At 72.2% G+C, this 16,959-nt stretch carries 15 protein-coding genes; 14 read left to right on the forward strand and 1 reads right to left on the reverse strand.

Features of this window, described 5'->3' with window-relative positions; translation table 11 throughout:
* Positions 1-430 precede the first annotated feature (430 nt).
* Positions 431-1,624, reverse strand: coding sequence for an MFS transporter (locus AC5L3C_RS29355; protein ID WP_493651944.1), 1,194 nt, complete (start codon positions 1,622-1,624; stop codon positions 431-433).
* A 173-nt stretch (positions 1,625-1,797) separates the two neighbouring features.
* On the opposite strand from AC5L3C_RS29355, the gene AC5L3C_RS29360 reads away from it, so the two are divergent.
* From AC5L3C_RS29360 to AC5L3C_RS29425, 14 genes are all read left to right on the forward strand, one after another.
* Positions 1,798-2,232, forward strand: a complete 435-nt coding sequence (locus AC5L3C_RS29360) for a VOC family protein (protein ID WP_493651945.1) — start codon at positions 1,798-1,800, stop codon at positions 2,230-2,232.
* A 79-nt stretch (positions 2,233-2,311) separates the two neighbouring features.
* Positions 2,312-2,905: a TIGR03086 family metal-binding protein gene (locus AC5L3C_RS29365; protein ID WP_493651946.1), complete on the forward strand. Its 594-nt coding sequence runs from the start codon at positions 2,312-2,314 to the stop codon at positions 2,903-2,905.
* A 123-nt stretch (positions 2,906-3,028) separates the two neighbouring features.
* Complete coding sequence (locus AC5L3C_RS29370) at positions 3,029-3,724, forward strand: GntR family transcriptional regulator (protein WP_493651948.1); 696 nt, start codon at positions 3,029-3,031, stop codon at positions 3,722-3,724.
* Complete coding sequence (locus AC5L3C_RS29375; protein ID WP_493651949.1) at positions 3,721-4,629, forward strand: dihydrodipicolinate synthase family protein; 909 nt, start codon at positions 3,721-3,723, stop codon at positions 4,627-4,629. The genes AC5L3C_RS29370 and AC5L3C_RS29375 overlap by 4 nt, the downstream gene beginning before the upstream one ends.
* Positions 4,617-6,347, forward strand: a complete 1,731-nt coding sequence (gene araD / locus AC5L3C_RS29380; protein WP_493651951.1) for an L-arabinonate dehydratase — start codon at positions 4,617-4,619, stop codon at positions 6,345-6,347. The genes AC5L3C_RS29375 and araD overlap by 13 nt, the downstream gene beginning before the upstream one ends.
* A 98-nt stretch (positions 6,348-6,445) precedes the next feature.
* Positions 6,446-7,378 carry a carbohydrate ABC transporter permease gene (locus AC5L3C_RS29385; protein WP_493651953.1) on the forward strand — a complete coding sequence of 311 codons (933 nt, stop codon included), beginning with the start codon at positions 6,446-6,448 and terminating at the stop codon, positions 7,376-7,378.
* Positions 7,375-8,271, forward strand: coding sequence for a carbohydrate ABC transporter permease (locus tag AC5L3C_RS29390; protein ID WP_493651954.1), 897 nt, complete (start codon positions 7,375-7,377; stop codon positions 8,269-8,271). Before AC5L3C_RS29385 ends, AC5L3C_RS29390 begins: the two co-directional genes overlap by 4 nt.
* Positions 8,268-9,434, forward strand: a complete 1,167-nt coding sequence (locus tag AC5L3C_RS29395) for a Gfo/Idh/MocA family protein (protein ID WP_493651956.1) — start codon at positions 8,268-8,270, stop codon at positions 9,432-9,434. Before AC5L3C_RS29390 ends, AC5L3C_RS29395 begins: the two co-directional genes overlap by 4 nt.
* Entirely contained in the window at positions 9,431-10,276 is an 846-nt protein-coding gene (locus AC5L3C_RS29400; protein WP_493651958.1) for a DUF6807 domain-containing protein, read from the forward strand. Before AC5L3C_RS29395 ends, AC5L3C_RS29400 begins: the two co-directional genes overlap by 4 nt.
* Positions 10,273-11,811 carry a glycoside hydrolase family 43 protein gene (locus AC5L3C_RS29405; RefSeq protein WP_493651959.1) on the forward strand — a complete coding sequence of 513 codons (1,539 nt, stop codon included), beginning with the start codon at positions 10,273-10,275 and terminating at the stop codon, positions 11,809-11,811. Before AC5L3C_RS29400 ends, AC5L3C_RS29405 begins: the two co-directional genes overlap by 4 nt.
* Positions 11,808-13,166, forward strand: a complete 1,359-nt coding sequence (locus AC5L3C_RS29410) for an ABC transporter substrate-binding protein (protein ID WP_493651960.1) — start codon at positions 11,808-11,810, stop codon at positions 13,164-13,166. Before AC5L3C_RS29405 ends, AC5L3C_RS29410 begins: the two co-directional genes overlap by 4 nt.
* A 50-nt stretch (positions 13,167-13,216) precedes the next feature.
* Positions 13,217-14,551, forward strand: coding sequence for a pectate lyase family protein (locus AC5L3C_RS29415; protein WP_493651962.1), 1,335 nt, complete (start codon positions 13,217-13,219; stop codon positions 14,549-14,551).
* 79 nt (positions 14,552-14,630) lie between these two features.
* The gene (locus tag AC5L3C_RS29420) at positions 14,631-15,740 is read left to right on the forward strand and encodes a pectinesterase family protein (protein WP_493651963.1); all 1,110 of its coding nucleotides are present in this window, start codon (positions 14,631-14,633) and stop codon (positions 15,738-15,740) included.
* A complete protein-coding gene (locus AC5L3C_RS29425; protein WP_493651964.1) occupies positions 15,737-16,819 on the forward strand; it encodes a dienelactone hydrolase family protein in 1,083 nt (360 codons plus the stop codon). The genes AC5L3C_RS29420 and AC5L3C_RS29425 overlap by 4 nt, the downstream gene beginning before the upstream one ends.
* The last annotated feature ends 140 nt before the right edge of the window (positions 16,820-16,959 follow it).

The raw sequence follows: 16,959 nt of genomic DNA on the forward strand, positions 1-16,959 counted from the left end.
GGGCCCGTGTCGGGGTGGGCGGTGGACGTGGTGCGTTCGGTGTGTGTCCGCGGGGTGTCTGCGCAGCCCGGCGTTTGCGGGGTGCCTCCCCCACTCTCGGCTTCTCCGCCACTCTCGGCTTCTCCCCCACTCTCGGCTTCGCTCGAGCGGGAGGTGCCCCCATGAGCGGGAGGTGCCCCCATGAGCGGGGGGACCCCCATCGCCCTGGGGGTACCTCCCAGGCCCTTGAGGCACTGGGAGGCACGACTGCCCGGGGATCGCGGCGGCAGCCGCGGTTGGCGGCAGGTAGGCCGCCCGGCTGCGGCGCTGAGGGCGGCAGTCGGCCGCGGATCGCGGTGGCAGGCGCGGTGGGGGCGGGACCCGGTCGGAAGCGAGGGGCGGGGCTGTGCGCCGGTCCGGGGGGTTGGGGGACGAGGGTCCTCCCGGCGGGTCACCTGGGCGCCGGGGCGGGGGAGCGGAGGAGGCAGGACGTGGTTGCCAGGGCGGCGGCCAGGGTGATCAGCAGGGTGCGGTGGTTGAGGAGTTCTACCAGGGCCGCGCCCGTGGCCAGGCCGAGGACGTTCGGGGTGAACACCAGCGTGTTGGCCGTGGCGGTGACCCGGCCCAGCAGCGGGGCCGGGGTCTCGTGCTGCACGGCGGTCAGCGTGGCGATCAGCACGGCCGGCAGGCCCACCCCGATCGCCGCGCTGCACGCCCACGCCAGCGGGTCGTTCGGCACCGCGCGCAGCGCCACCGCGACCGCCGACACCGCGATGCCGTACGCCGCGAAGTTCCGGGCACCGAAGCGGCGCAGGGCCGGGCCCGACAGCAGGCCGACCGCCAGCGACCCCGCGCCCTGGACGGCGTACAGCACACCGGCGTAGGCGGGCGAGTGGCCGAGGTCCTCGACCACGGCGTGGACCAGCGCCCCGCTGACCCCCGCGCACAGCATCGTGGCGCCGCCCGCCGTCACGAGCGGGCGCAGCACCGGGTGCGACCACAGATGGCGCACCCCCTCGGCCGTCTGCTCCCGCCGCCCGGCCGCAGGCGGCTCCGGCCGGGTCTCCCGTACCCGCAGGAACGCGTACACCACCGTGGCCAGCAGGAACGTGACCGCGTCCAGGACGGCGACGCCCGCCCCGCCGTACGCCGCGTACAGACCCGCGCCGGCCAGCGGGGCCACCAGCTTCATGCCCTCGTTGGCAGTCATCCGCAGCCCGTTGAAGTCGCCGAGCAGGGAGCGGTCCACGGCGGTGGCGATCAGCGCCGACTCCGCCGCGTCATGGACGGCGCCGGCCGCGCCGTACACGAACAGGACCGCGTAGAGCAGCCACAGCCCGCGCGGTGAGTCGACGGTGACCAGGGTGAGCAGCAGCCCCGCCATGAGCAGGCTGGTGGCGATCAGCAGCGGCCGGCGGCGCATCCGGTCGGCGAGCGTCCCCAGCAGCGGCCCTGCCAGGGCCGGCGCCCACATCGCCAGCATGCACAGGGCCGCGAGCCCGTCCGAGCCGGTGAGGTCCTTGACCCACACCGTCGAGGCCAGCCACAGCGCGGAGGTGCCGAACCCGGAGATCACCACCCCGGTCAGGTAGAGCCCGGCATTGCGGTCCCGCACCACGCGGACCGCCGTCCATGTCGTCGTCATGCCTGGTCATCGTGGCTCTAAGGCGGGGTGACGGGCATCGGGCACATGCCTCGGAAGGCGGACCGGTGCGGCGGCCGGCGGGCCGCGGGCGATAAGGCACCGGACCATGGAGACCTGAGGCACAATCACGCGGACGCGCACGCGGACGAGGACGGGAAGGCGAGGGGCTTGCGATGGAATGGACGCTCGAGGTGATCGTGGTGCCGGTCTCCGACGTGGAGCGGGCCAAGGAGTTCTACGTCGAGCGGTGCGGCTTCCGCTGCGACGTCGACGTCACGCCAGCCGAGGGCGTCCGCTTCGTCCAGCTCACCCCGCCCGGCTCGCGGTGTTCCATCGCCCTGCAGCAGGGCCTGCCGCCGGGGCCCGGCCAACGGGCGATGGCGCCCGGTTCGCTCCAGGGCCTGCAGATGTGCGTCACGGACATCGAGGCGGCCAGGGCCGAGCTCGCGGACCGCGGGCTCGACGCCGGCCCGGTGCGGCACGTGGGGGCGAACGGCTGGGAGGAGGGCAAGGGCACCGAGACCTGGAACTCCTTCCTCTTCTTCCAGGACCCGGACGGCAACGGCTGGGTGGTCCAGGAGGCCCCCGCCCCGCTCGCCGAACGCTGACGCGCACCGCGGCCGCCGATGAGTTCCGGGGCCGCCGTCGGTCATCCCTTCGTACGCCACCGTCACACGGGAGCAACCGATGACCGACACCCTGCTCGACCTCGGACCGCAGACGCGGATCGTGGCACGCCTCGCCGAGGGCGTCTCCGACGCGCGGCTGGCGGACCCGACGCCCTGCCCGCAGTACCCCGTGGGCACCCTGCTGGGCCACCTCCTCGGACTGGCCGTCGCCTTCCGTGACGCCGGGCGCAAGGACCTCGGCGCCACCACCGACACCGACCCCGGCACCGCCCTGCCGGAGCTCGCGCCCGGCTGGCGCGAGGAGCTGCCCAAGGTGCTCGACGAGCTGGCCGAGGTCTGGCGGGACCCGCGGGCCTGGACCGGTATGACCCGCGCCGGGGGCGTGGACCTGCCGGGCGACGTCGCCGGCGCCGTCGTCCTCGACGAACTGGTGATCCACGCCTGGGACCTGGCCCGTGCCACCGGGCAGCCGTACGCGCCCGACCCCGCCGCGCTGGAGACCGCACACGCCTTCCTCCGCGCCGCCGCCGAGGAGAACGACCGGGGCGACGGCCTCTTCGGCCCCGTCGTCCCCGTCCCGCCGGAGGCGCCCCTCCTCGACCGGACGGTCGGTCTGAGCGGCCGCGACCCGGGCTGGACGCGCCCGGCCTGACGGCACTTCTTGTGTCGGAGGCATTGACGAAAGCTCGGGCCACTCCTACGGTCACCCTCGTCGTACTTCGTACGTCATATATGAGACGCGATACGCGAGATACGCGAGACCCGAGAGGCGCGCATGACCTCTGTGCCCACGCCGATCCCCTCCCGCACGCAGTACGTGCTGGAGGAGATCAAACGCCGCATCCTCACCGGCCGGTTCACACCGGGCCAGGCCCTGGTCGAGACCGACCTCGCCGCACAGTTCGGGGTGTCCAAGACCCCGGTGCGCGAGGCGCTCAAGACCCTGGCCGGCACGGGTCTGGTGGTGATGAGCCAGTACAAGGGCGTCACGGTGCGCATGGTCGACGCGGACATGGCGCGCGAGGTCTACGACGTGCGCCTGCTCCTCGAACCCGAGGCGCTCCAGCGCGCCGTGCGCCGTGGCGCCTCCCTGGACGCCGCACGCGACGCGCTGACCCGCGCCGACGACGCCACCGACACGGCCGAACGGTCGCTGGCCAACCGCGAGTTCCACCGTGCCCTCTACGTGCCGTGCGGCAACCCGCTGCTCGGCCGGATGCTCGACGAGGTCCGTGACCAGGCCGCCCTCGTCTCGGCCGTCGCCTGGGCCGCCGACCCCTCCTGGGAGCGGGAGGCCGACGAGCACCGGGAGATCCTGCGCCTCGCCCTCGACGGCGACGCGGACGGCGCGGCGCGCGCCCTGCACTCGCACATCGCGTCGTTCGTGCGACGGGCCTTCCCCGAAGCGGACCTCGAGGCGGCCCCGGAAGCCCAGAAACCGGAAGCCCGGAAAGAGGACGGTCAGGCATGACGACGACGTTCGAGACGCAGCGGGCGGCCCTGGCCGACGTGGTGGCGATCCCGGTGACCCCGTTCGCCGAGGACGGCTCCGTCGACCCGGGCACCTACCGGGCCCTGCTGCGTCGTCTCCTCGACCGTGGCATCACGACCCTCACCCCCAACGGCAACACCGGCGAGTTCTACGCCCTGACCCCCGAAGAGCGCCGCCTGGTCACGGAGCTGACCGTCGAGGAGGCCGGCGGCCGCTCGGTGATCCTGGCCGGCGTGGGCCACGACGTGCCCACCGCCATCGACTCCGCACGCCACGCCCGTGAACTCGGTGCGCAGATGGTGATGGTGCACCAGCCCGTCCACCCCTACGTCTCCCCGAGCGGCTGGGTCGAGTACCACCGCGCCATCGCCGAGGCCGTCCCCGAACTCGGCGTCGTCCCCTACATCCGCAACGACCGGCTCACCGGCGCCCGGCTCGCCGAACTCGCCGACACCTGCCCCAACGTCATCGGCGTCAAGTACGCGTTGCCGGACGCGGCGAGGTTCGCCGCCTTCGCCCGGGACGCGGGTCTGGAGCGGTTCGTGTGGGTGGCGGGACTCGCCGAGCCGTACGCCCCCTCCTACTTCTCGGCCGGCGCCACCGGCTTCACCTCCGGGCTGGTCAACGTCGCCCCGTCCGTCTCGCTGAACATGATCGAGGCGCTGCGTTCCGGCGACTACCCGACCGCCATGAAGGTGTGGGAGCAGATCCGCCGCTTCGAGGAACTGCGCGCCGCCAACGGCTCCGCCGACAACGTCACCGTCGTCAAGGAGGCCCTCGCCTCCCTCGGCCTGTGCCGCCGCGAGGTCCGCCCGCCGAGCAGACCGCTGCCGGAGAGCGAGCGCGCCGAGGTCGCCGCCATCGCCGCCGGGTGGTCCCTGTGAAGGCGCCCGAACAGCTCCGCAGCCACCAGTGGTACGGCACGGACGGACTGCGCTCCTTCAGCCACCGCGCCCGCACCCGCCAGCTCGGCTATCTGCCCGAGGAGCACCTGGGCAAGCCCGTCGTGGCGATCCTCAACACCTGGTCGGACATCAATCCCTGTCACGTCCACCTGCGTGACCGCGCGCAGGCCGTGAAGCGGGGGGTGTGGCAGGCGGGCGGCTTCCCGCTGGAGTTCCCGGTCTCCACCCTCAGCGAGACCTTCCAGAAGCCGACCCCCATGCTCTACCGCAACCTCCTCGCCATGGAGACCGAGGAACTGCTGCGGTCGTACCCGGTCGACGGGGCCGTGCTGATGGGCGGCTGCGACAAGTCCACGCCCGCCCTGCTGATGGGTGCCGCCAGCGCCGACCTGCCCACCGTCTTCGTGCCCGCGGGGCCCATGCTGCCCGGACACTGGCGCGGCGAGACCCTCGGGTCCGGTACCGACATGTGGAAGTACTGGGACGACAAGCGGGCCGGTGTCATCGGCGACTGCGAGGTGCAGGAACTGGAGAGCGGCCTGGCCCGCTCGCCCGGTCACTGCATGACGATGGGTACGGCGTCCACACTGACGGCCGCCGCCGAGGCCCTCGGCGTCACCGTGCCGGGCGCCTCGAGCATCCCGGCCGTCGACTCCGGGCACGACCGGATGGCCGCGAAGGCGGGCATGACGATCGTCGAACTGGTCCACAAGGACCGCAGGCTGAGCGACATCCTCACCGCGGACGCCTTCGAGGACGCGGTCACGACCGTCCTCGGACTCGGCGGCTCCACCAACGCCGTCATCCATCTGATCGCCATGGCCGGGCGCGCCGGCGTCAAGCTCACCCTCGACGACTTCGACCGCATCGCCCGCACCGTCCCGGTGCTGGCCAACGTGCGGCCCGGTGGACAGACGTACCTGATGGAGGACTTCCACTTCGCGGGCGGACTGCCCGGATTCCTCTCCCGGATACCCGACCTGCTCCACCTCGAGAGGCCCACCGTCTGCCACGACACCCTGCGCGAGCAGATCGCCGGCGCGCAGGTGCACGACGACGACGTCATCCGCGCCCGCGACAACCCGGTGGCCGGCGAGGGCGGGGTCGCCGTGCTCCGCGGCAACCTCTGCCCGGACGGCGCCGTCATCAAGCACATCGCCGCCGAGCCCCACCTGCTGCGGCACACCGGTCCCGCCGTCGTCTTCGACGACTACAAGGAGATGCAGCGGACCATCAACGACCCGGCGCTGAACATCACCGCCGACAGCGTGCTGGTGCTGCGCAACGCCGGTCCCAAGGGCGGCCCGGGCATGCCCGAGTACGGGATGCTGCCGCTGCCCGAGCACCTGCTCAAGCAGGGCGTGCGGGACATGGTGCGGATCTCCGACGCCCGCATGAGCGGCACGAGTTACGGCACCTGCGTGCTGCACATCGCCCCGGAGTCGTACGTCGGCGGGCCGCTGGCCCTGGTGCGCACCGGCGACCCGATCACCCTGGACGTCGAGAACCGCACGCTCCGGCTCGACGTGGACGACGAGGAGCTTCAGCGCCGCAGGGCGCGGTGGACGCCGCCGCCCGCGCGTTACGAGCGCGGTTACGGCGCGCTCTACAACGACCAGATCACCCAGGCCGACACCGGCTGTGACTTCGAATTCCTCGCCCGCCCGGGCACCGTCCAGGACCCCTACGCCGGCTGACCCGCCGACCGCGGGGCCGAACCTCGCACACCTACGAAGAAAGCGCTTCCCCCGCACGGCACCACACAGCACGACGTACCGAGAAACGGAGAACAGTCATGGCCCGAGCCGCAGCCGTGGCGAAACCGCCCGCGCCACCCCGGCGGCGCCGTGTCTCCGCCACGCCCCGCAGGCTCCCGTACCTGCTGATCGCGCCGGCCGCCCTGCTCATGCTGGGGTTCATCGCGTACCCGGTGCTCAGCGTCTTCTACTACAGCCTGCAGGACTACAACCCCACCAAGCCGTGGCGCAACGGCTTCGCGGGCTTCGACAACTTCACCCGCATCTTCACCGAGGACCCGCTGTTCTGGGACTCCCTCGTCTTCAGCGCCAAGTGGGTCTTCGTCGAGGTCGGACTGCAGCTGCTGTTCGGACTGGCCCTCGCCCTCATCGTCAACCAGACCTTCGTCGGCCGCGGACTGGGCCGCGCCCTCGTGTTCTCCCCGTGGGCCGTCTCCGGCGTGCTGACCTCCGCGATCTGGGTGCTCCTCTACAACTCCCAGACCGGCATCACCCGTTACCTCGCGGACATGGGGATCGGCGACTACGGCGTCAGCTGGCTGTCGGACACCTCCACCGTCTTCCCGGCCGCGGTCGTCGCCGACCTGTGGCGCGGCGTCCCCTTCTTCGCGATCCTCATCCTCGCCGACCTCCAGTCCGTCTCGAAGGACCTCTACGAGGCCGCCGAGGTCGACGGCGCAAGCCGCTTCAAGCAGTTCTGGCACATCACGCTGCCGCATCTGAAGGACGCCATCATCCTGTCCACGCTGCTGCGCATGGTGTGGGAGTTCAACAACGTCGACCTGCTCTACACGCTGACCGGCGGCGGCCCGGCGGGCGTGACCACGACGCTGCCGCTGTACATCGCCAACACCTCGGTCGACGCCCATGACTTCGGCTACGCGTCGGCCCTGACCACGGTGGCGTTCGTGATCCTGCTCTTCTGCTCGATGGTCTACCTGCGCCTGAGCAAGTTCGGAGGCGAGAAGTGATCACCAAGGAGGCCACCGCGGCCGCCCCCGCCCCCGCGCCCGCCGCCCTCGAGCCGCCGCGGCCGGCGAAGCCGCGCCGGGCCTGGGACGAGGCACCCCGCTGGCAGATCTACCTGCCCCTGGGGATCTACCTCGTGTTCACCCTCATTCCCTTCTACTGGATCCTGCTCTTCGCGCTGCGCCCGGCCGGGTCGACCTCGCTCGTGCCCTGGCCGATGACCACCGTCCACTTCGAGAAGGTCTGGACGGACCGCAGCTTCGGCACCTTCTTCCAGAACAGCGTGCTGGTCGGCGTCGCCACCCTGATCATGACGACCCTGGTGGCCCTGGCCGGCGGATACGCGCTCGCCCGGTTCGACTTCAAGGTCAAGCGGGCGTTCATGCTGGCCCTGCTCTGCTCCCAGTTCGTGCCCGGCGCTCTGCTCCTGGTCCCGCTGTTCGAGATCTTCGCCGAACTGCAGATGATCAACTCCCTCGGCAGCGTCATCATCGCCGAGACGGTCTTCCAGCTTCCGCTGTCGATGATCCTGATCAGCAACTTCATCAAGAACGTGCCGTACTCGCTGGAGGAGGCCGCCTGGGTCGACGGCTGCAACCGGATGCGGGCCTTCCGTGTGGTCGTCCTGCCGCTGCTGCGGCCCGGTCTGATCGCCGTCGGCTCCTTCGCCTTCGTCCACTCCTGGAACCACTTCCTGTTCGCCCTGATGTTCCTCAACAACCAGGAGAAGCAGACCATCCCGGTCGGCCTCAACACCCTGATGAGCGCGGACAGCGTCGACCTCGGCGCACTCGCGGCGGGCGGTATCATCGCGGCCGTCCCGGTGGTGATCGTGTTCGCCTTCATCCAGAAGTGGCTGATCACCGGCTTCAGCGCGGGGGCGGTGAAGGGATGACGTCCCGTTCGCCCGTTCCCGTCGTCCTCGCCGGTGCCCGCGGTCACGGCCGCTGGCATGTGGAAAACATCCGCCGGCTCCAGAAACAGGGAGTCGTACGGCTGGCCGGCGTCTGCGAGCTCACCCCGCTCACCGAGGACGAGTTCGGCGGGGAACTCCCCGAGCAGTCCTCCGACTTCGGCGCACTGCTCGACTCCACCGGCGCCCGGGCCGCGGTGATCTGCACCCCGATCCCCACCCACACCGACCTCGCCCTCGCGGCGGCCTCGCGGGGTGTGCACGTCCTGCTGGAGAAGCCGCCGGCACCGTCGTACGCCGAGTTCCGCCGCATGGCCGACGGGGTCGCCGCGGCCGGGACCGCCTGCCAGATCGGCTTCCAGTCGCTGGGCTCGCACGCCGTGCCCGCGATCCGCGCCCTGGTCGCCGAGGGCGCCGTCGGCCGGGTGGTGGGCATCGGCGGGGCCGGTGCCTGGGTGCGGCCCGAGGCCTACTTCCGGCGGGCGCCCTGGGCCGGCCGGCGCCGGCTGAACGGCGCCGACGTGGTCGACGGGGCGCTCACCAACCCGCTGGCCCACGCCGTCGCCACCGCCCTCGCGCTCGCCGGCGGCACCCGCGCCGAGGACGTCGCCGGCATCGAGACCGAGCTGCTGCGCGCCCACGACATCGAGTCCGACGACACCTCCTGCGTCCGCGTCACCACCGCACAGGGCGGTTCGGTCACCGTCGCCGCGACGCTGTGCGCCGAGCGGGCGGACGAGCCGTACGTCATGGTGCACGGCACCGCCGGCCGGATCACCCTCTGGTACAAGCAGGACCGCGTCCTGCTCCAGCGCGCGGGCCACGGCCCCGAGGAGCTGCGGTTCGACCGCACCGACCTGCTGGAGAACCTCGTCGCCCATCTCACGGACCGCACCCCGCTGCTGGTCACCCCGGACGACACCGGCGCCTTCATGCGGGTCGTCGAGGCGATCCGCACGGCTCCCGACCCGGCCCCGCTGCCCGCCGGCGCCTGGCACCGCGTCCCGGGCGAGGACCGCCGGGTCGTGCCCGGCGTCGACGGTCTCGTCGCGGCCGCCGCCGACAGCCTGTCCCTCTACTCCGAGCTGGGCGCCCCCTGGGCGCTGCCCGATCACCATCTGCCGAAAGAGGTGAGCACCCGATGACCGGCAACGACTCCGTGGTGCTGCGCGTCGCGGGCCGGCCCGTCGGCCGGTACGTCACCCGGCCCGAACTGCCCGCCCGGCTCTCCCCGCGGCCCTACCTGCACCCCGTCACCACCCTGGCCGGCACGGCCGTCACCGAACTGAGCCCCGCCGACCACACCCACCACCTCGGCGTCGGTGTCGCCGTTCCCGACGTCGAGGGGTTCAACTTCTGGGGCGGACGCACCTACGTCCGCGACCGGGGCCCGACCGAGCTGGACAACCACGGCTCCCAGCGGCACGCCGCCTACCAGCTGCGCGACCCCGACGGGTTCGTCGAGGAGCTGCGCTGGATGGCCCCGCCCGGCGAGCTGCTGCGCGAGCGCCGCACGGTCGCCGCCACCCCGCTCACCGACACCGCCTGGGCGCTGGACATCACCTTCTCCCTCACCAACGTCACCGCAGGACCGCTGTCCCTCGGCAGCCCCGCGACCAACGGCCGCCCCGGCGCCGCCTACGGCGGCTTCTTCTGGCGGGCCCGCAAGGAGGGGACGGCACCGGACGTCTTCACCGCCGGCGCCGAGGGGGAGCGCGAGGTCCACGGCAGGCCGGCCGACTGGCTCGCGCTCGCCGGGTCCACCTGGACCCTGGTCTTCGCCGGGGCGACCGGGCCGGCCCGGCGCGACCCCTGGTTCGTCCGCACCGCCGAGTACCCGGGCGTCGGCTCGTCCCTCGCCCACGACGCCCGGCTGCCGGTCCCGCCCGGCGAGACCGTCGTCCGCCGGATCGTCTCGGTGGTCGCCGACGGCCGCCTCGGCAGGGACGAGGCCGCCGCCCTGGTCCGCAAGGCGGTGAGCCCATGAGCGCCGGGCGCACGGAGTCCACCTACCGCAACCCGGTCCTGAACGCCGACTGGTCCGATCCGGACGTGATCCGGGTCGGCGACGACTTCTACCTGACCGCCTCCAGCTTCGGACGCGTCCCCGGTCTGCCCCTGCTCCACTCCCGCGACCTGGTCGACTGGACCCTCGTCGGCCACGCCCTGGACCGGCTCGAGCCCGAGGCCGAGTTCGCGGTGCCCCGGCACGACTGCGGGGTCTGGGCCCCCGCCCTGCGCCACCACGACGACCGCTTCTGGATCTTCTGGGGCGACCCCGACCAGGGCATCTTCCAGGTCAACGCCCCCCGGATCCGCGGCCCCTGGAGCCGGCCGCACCTGGTGAAGGCCGGCAAGGGACTGATCGACCCCTGCCCGCTGTGGGACGACGAGACCGGCGAGGCCTACCTCGTGCACGCCTGGGCCAAGTCCCGCTCCGGCATCAAGAACCGCCTCACCGGCCACCGGATGCACCCGCACGGCACCGAACTCCTCGACGAGGGCAAGGTGATCGTCGACGGCGACCGCATCCCCGGCTGGTTCACCCTGGAGGGGCCCAAGCTCTACCGGCACGACGGCTGGTTCTGGATCCTCGCCCCCGCCGGGGGAGTGGAGACCGGGTGGCAGGGCGCCTTCCGCTCCCGCGCGTTCTTCGGGCCGTACGAGGAGAAGACGGTCCTGGAACAGCGGGACACCGACGTCAACGGCCCGCACCAGGGCGGATGGGTGCGCACCCCCTCGGGGGAGGACTGGTTCCTGCACTTCCAGCAGCGCGGGGCGTACGGCCGTGTCGTGCACCTCCAGCCGATGCGCTGGGACCCGGAAGGCTGGCCGGTGCTCGGGGACGACGGCGCCCCCGTCACGGAGCACCGCCGTCCGGACCTGCCCGCGCAGCCGCCCGCCATGCCCGCCACCGACGACGACTTCCCCGGCGGCCGTCACGGCCGGCAGTGGCAGTGGACCGCCAACCCCCGGGACGGCTGGGCCACCCAGCACTCCGCGGACGGGCTGCGGCTGACCTGCGTACGGTCCGCCGACGCACACGACCTGCGCAGACTGCCCAACGTCCTCACCCAGCGGCTGCCCGGCACACCGTGCACCGTCGAGGTGGAGTTGCGGCTCGACAGCGAGGAGCCCGGGGCACGCGCCGGACTCGCGGTCCTCGGCGACGCCTACCGCTGGATCGGGCTCCAGCGGGGCGCCGACGGCCCGGTGCACCTGGTGCACCGGTTCGCCGAGACGGTCGCGGAGAGGGAACGGGACGCCGCTCACGCGCAGCCGGCCCCCGGCGGCCGGGCCCGGCTGCGCATCGACGTCGACGCCGGTGCGCGCTGCCGCTTCTCGTACGACACCGGGGACGGCCTGCGCCCCTCCGGCCAGGTCTTCGCCGCCACGCCCTGGCGCTGGGTCGGTGCCCTGCTCGGCCTGGTCGCCCTGGCGCCCTCCGGCCAGGGGCACGCCGGCACCGCCACGTTCACGCAGTTCAGGATCCGTATCCGGAAGAAGAGAGCCGACCAATGAAGATCAGCATTCTCGGAAACAGCACCGGCAGAGGCCGTCGCACATCGGCCGCCGTCGCCCTGGGGGCCGTGCTCGCGCTGACCGCCACCGCCTGCGGCGACGACGGCAGCGGCGCGGGCGACGGTGCCGAGGGCAGCGGCACGGGCGAGATCGTCTTCTGGGACAACAACGGCGGTGTGCGCACCGAGATCTGGAAGCAGATCATCGCCGACTTCGAGAAGGCGAACCCGGACATCGACGTCCAGTACGTCGGCATCGCCTCCACCGAGTACCAGTCCAAGGTCGACACCGCCATCCAGGGCGGGGGCCTGCCGGACGTCGGCGGCATCAGCGCCTCGATGCTCGCGGGCTTCGCCGCCCAGGGCGCCCTCGACCCGTTGGACGACCGGCTCGGCGAGTCGTCCCTCAGCGGCAAGCTCAACAAGGACATGATCGAGTCGCTGCGGGCGGCCGGCGGCGGCGACGGCAAGCTGTACTCGGTCCCCACCTCGGCCAACAACGGTGTCCTCTACTACCGCACCGACCTCTTCGAGAAGGCGGGCCTGGAGGAGCCGACCACCTGGGACCGGTTCTACGAGGCCGCGGAGGAGCTCACCGACAAGGGCGCCAACAAGTTCGGCTACACCATCCGCGGCGGTGCCGGCTCCATCGCCCAGGCCCTGGACGCGATGTACGGCCAGTCCGGCATCACCTCCTTCTGGGACTCCACCGGCAAGAAGACCACGGTCAACGACCCGAAGAACGTCCAGGCCCTGGAGAAGTACGCGGGTCTGTTCAAGAAGGTCACCCCCGCCGCCGACCTCAACAACGACTTCACCAAGATGGTCGCGCAGTGGGACTCCGGCGAGATCGGCATGCTGAACCACAACCTCGGTTCCTACCAGGACCATGTGAAGGCCCTCGGTGCCGACAGGTTCCGGGGCATTCCGCAGCCGACCGGGCCCGGTGGCAAGCGCGTCCAGGTCTCCAACCCGGTCGACGGCATCGGCATGTTCAAGACCTCCAAGAACAAGGAGGCCGCCTGGAAGTTCATCGAGTTCGCCACGTCGGCGCGGTCCAACTCGAAGTTCAACGAGTCGGCGGGGCAGGTGCCGGCGCACCTGGACGCCGCGAAGGACGAGTGGATCGGCAAGGCCGAGCCCACGAAGCTGGCGGCGGACGCGTTGAGCGACGGGTCCACGAGCATCGTGCAACTGCCGTACTACCTGCCGGACTGGAACACGATCTCCAAGGCGGAGAACGAGCCGAACTTCCAGAAGGTGCTGCTGGGGGACATGAGCGCGAAGGAGTTCCTGGACGGGCTGGCCGAGCAGCTGAACGAGGCGCAGGCGGAATGGGACGAGCAGATGGGCTGACCGCGGCCGTCGGCCGACACCCCTGGACCATGGAGAAGGAGAGCCGCGACATGCACACATCTGGATGGCATGGGCATGCCACGTTGAGAGCCGCCTCGGTGGCCGGCTGCGCCGCCCTCGTGCTGGCCCTGACCGGCACCGGCGCCCAGGCCCACTCCCCGTCGCACCACCACCGTGACGCCGCCCGGCAGACACTGGGCGCGGGCGACGGCTGGGCCTCCTACGGCACCGGCACCACCGGAGGCGCCCACGCCGACCGCGAGCACGTCCACACCGTGCGCACCTGGGCCGAGTTCAAGGCGGCCCTGGCGGACGGCGGAGACACCCCGAAGATCGTCAAGGTGAAGGGGACCATCGACGCGGTCTCTGAGGGCTGCGAGGCGTTCGCCGCGCCCGGCTACGACTTCGACGCCTACCTGGAGGCGTACGCGCCGGAGACCTGGGGCCTGGAGCGGGACCTGAGCGCCGAGCCCGACGACAGCCCGGAGGGGCTGCGCAGGGCGTCCGCCGCCCGGCAGGACGTGGCCCTCAAGGCGGACATCCCGTCCAACACCACGATCATCGGAGTCGGCAGGAACGCCGCCATCAAGGGTGCCAGTCTGCAGATCAAGGGCGTGGACAACGTCATCGTCCGCAACCTCACCCTCGAGAGCCCGGTCGACTGCTTCCCGCAGTGGGACCCGACCGACGGCAGCCGGGGCAACTGGAACTCCGAGTACGACACCGCCGTCGTGTACGGCTCCACCCACGTCTGGCTGGACCACAACACCTTCACCGACGGCGACCACCCCGACAGCGAGGCACCGACCCACTTCGGCATGCTCTACCAGCAGCACGACGGCGAGCTGGACATCGTCCGGGGCGCCGACTACGTCACCGCCTCCTGGAACGTCTTCACCGAGCACGACAAGACGATCCTCATCGGCAACAGCGACAGCGAGTCCACCGCCGTCGGCGACCGGGGCAGGCTCAAGACGACCTTCCACCACAACCTGTTCTCGAACCTGGTCGAGCGCGCACCGCGCGTCCGCTTCGGACAGGTCGACGTGTACAACAACCACTTCGTGGCGGAGGACGGCTACTCCTACAGCTTCGGCATCGGCAAGGAGTCCCAACTCGTCGCCGAGCACAACGCCTTCACCCTGGCGAAGGGCATCAGCCCGGCGAAGATCCTCAAGAAGTGGAGCGAGGCGCCGGTCACCGCCGCCCACAACGTGGTCAACGGCAGGCGCACGGACCTGATCGCCGTGCACAACGCGGAGATCCCGGCCGAGACCCTGCGGCCCGGCGCCGGCTGGACGCCCACCCTGCGCACCGCGGTCCACCCCGCCTGGGCGGTCCCGGTGCTGGTCGAGCTCGGCGCGGGCGCCGGCCGCATCCGCTGACCCGCCCGGCCGGCTGCCGCTGCGGTCCGCCCCACCGCGGACCGCAGCGGCCCGCCGGCTCCACCCAAGGAGCACTCGCATGTCCACACCGCTGTCCAGAAGGACCTTTCTGCTCACCGGCGCCACGGCCGGGTCCGCGCTCGCCCTGTCCGCCGCCCCGGCGCAGGCCGGCCGCCGGCCGCACGGCCCGTTCGGCCGCTACGGATCACCGTCCGCCCGCCTCACCCCGAGGACCCTGTACGTCCACCCGCGCGGCGCCGGTGACTTCACCACCGTCCAGGCCGCCGTGACCGCCGCCACCGGCACCGGACGCACCCTGGTCATCGCGCCCGGCGTCCACCGCGGGACGGTCTCGGCCGACGCCGACCGCACCGGCATGACCTGGCTCGGCGCCTCCGACGACCCCCGCGACGTGGTGATCGTCTTCAACAACGCGGCCGGCACCCCCAGACCGGACGGCTCCGGCACCTACGGCACCTCCGGCTCGGCCACCACCCTGCGCCCCGACGGCTTCACCGCCCTGCGGATCACCTTCGCCAACGACTGGCCGCGCACCGACCTCCCCTGCACCAGCGGCACCCAGGCCGTCGCCCTCAAGGTGCAGGGCGACCGCAGCGCCTTCCTCCACTGCCGCTTCCTCGGGCACCAGGACACCCTGTACGCCGGCACCCGCTCCCCGGACACCTTCGCCCGCCAGTACTTCGCCCACTGCTACGCCGAGGGTGACGTCGACTCCGTCTTCGGCCGGGCCACCGCCGGCTTCGAGCGCTGCCACTTCCGCACCCTGGTCCGCCCCGACCTCTCGGCCGCCCCCTACGGCTTCGTCTTCGCGCCCTCCACCGCGGGTGCCAACCCCTGCGGCTACCTGGTCACCCGCGGCAGGATCAGCAGCGAGGCGCCCGACGGCCACTACAAGCCGGCCCGCCCCTGGGGGCCCAGCTCCGACACCACCGCCCGTCCCATGCTCACCGTGCGCGAGATCCACCTCGCCGCGGGCATCGACGCTGTCGCGCCCTACGCCGACATGCGGGACGCCCACCCCTGGCAGGAGCAGCGGTTCCGGGAGTACCGCAACACCGGGCCGGGCGCCGCCATCACCGTGCCGGAGAACCGGCCCCAGCCCACCCGCGCCGAGGCCGCCGCGCACACCGGGGAGACGTATCTCGGCGACTGGCGGCCCCGCCGATGACCGCCGTACCCGGCCCGCCCGCACTGTTCCGGGCGCTCAGGGACGACCTGGAGTTCCCGCTGGCCTGGGGCACCTCGCCGCTCCGCGACTTCGGACAGTGGCGCCGGGCGGCCCGGGCCACGGTCGGGGAACTGCTCGTCGTGCCCGAGCCGGAGGCGGTCCCGTACGCGCCCGAGTACACGTCCGGACCCGAAGCGGACGGCTACCGGCGGCAGTTGGTGACCCTCTCGCTCACCCGCCACACCCGGGCCCGCGGCGCCCTGCTCACCCCGCACGGCACCGGTCCCTTCCCGGCCGTCCTGCTGCTGCACGACCACGGCTCCCGGTTCGACATCGGCAAGGAGAAGTGCGTCCGGCCCTGGTACGACGACACCCGGCTGGCCTCCGCCGAGGAGTGGGCCGGGCGGTACTTCGGCGGACGCTTCACGGGCGACGAACTCGCCCGGCGCGGCCATGTGGTGCTCTGCCTCGACGCGCTCGGCTGGGGTGAACGGGGGCCCCTCGCCTACGAGCAGCAGCAGGCGCTGGCGAGCAACCTCTACCACCTGGGCTCCTCCCTCGCCGGACTCCACGCCCGCGAGGACCAGCGGGCCGCCGCCTTCCTGGCGGGACTGGAGGGCGTGGACGCCCGCCGGGTCGCCGCCGTCGGATTCTCCATGGGCGGCTACCGCGCCTGGCAGGCCGCCGCGCTCGGCGACCACGTCGCGGCGGCGGCGAGCGTGTCCTGGATGACGGGGCTCAAGGAGATGATGGTGCCCGGGAACAACACCCTGCGCGGACAGTCGGCGTTCCACATGCTGCACCCCGGGCTCGCCCGGCACCTCGACATCCCCGATGTGGCCAGCATGGCCGCGCCGAAGCCGATGCTGTTCCTCGGCGGTGAGCAGGACCACCTGTTCACCGCCGAGGGCGTACGGACCGCCTACGGGAAACTGCGTGCCGTGTGGCGCGGTCTGGGCGCGGACGACCGGCTCCGCACGGAGACCTGGCCGGGCATCGGGCACTCCTTCCCGCCGCGCATGCAGGACGAGGTGTTCGCGTGGCTGGAGTCGGCCACCGCCGCACCGTCCCGGCAGTGATCCCGCGCGCACATGTGCGGAAGTTCTGACGGCACCCGACCCGGCGACATGCGAATCCGTAACACGACCCACACCTGAACGAGGTTCGACGCGGGCACAATCAGCCGGCATCCACCCATCGATCTTCCCGTCGGCGAGGA

Source organism: Streptomyces speibonae, from assembly GCF_984686075.1.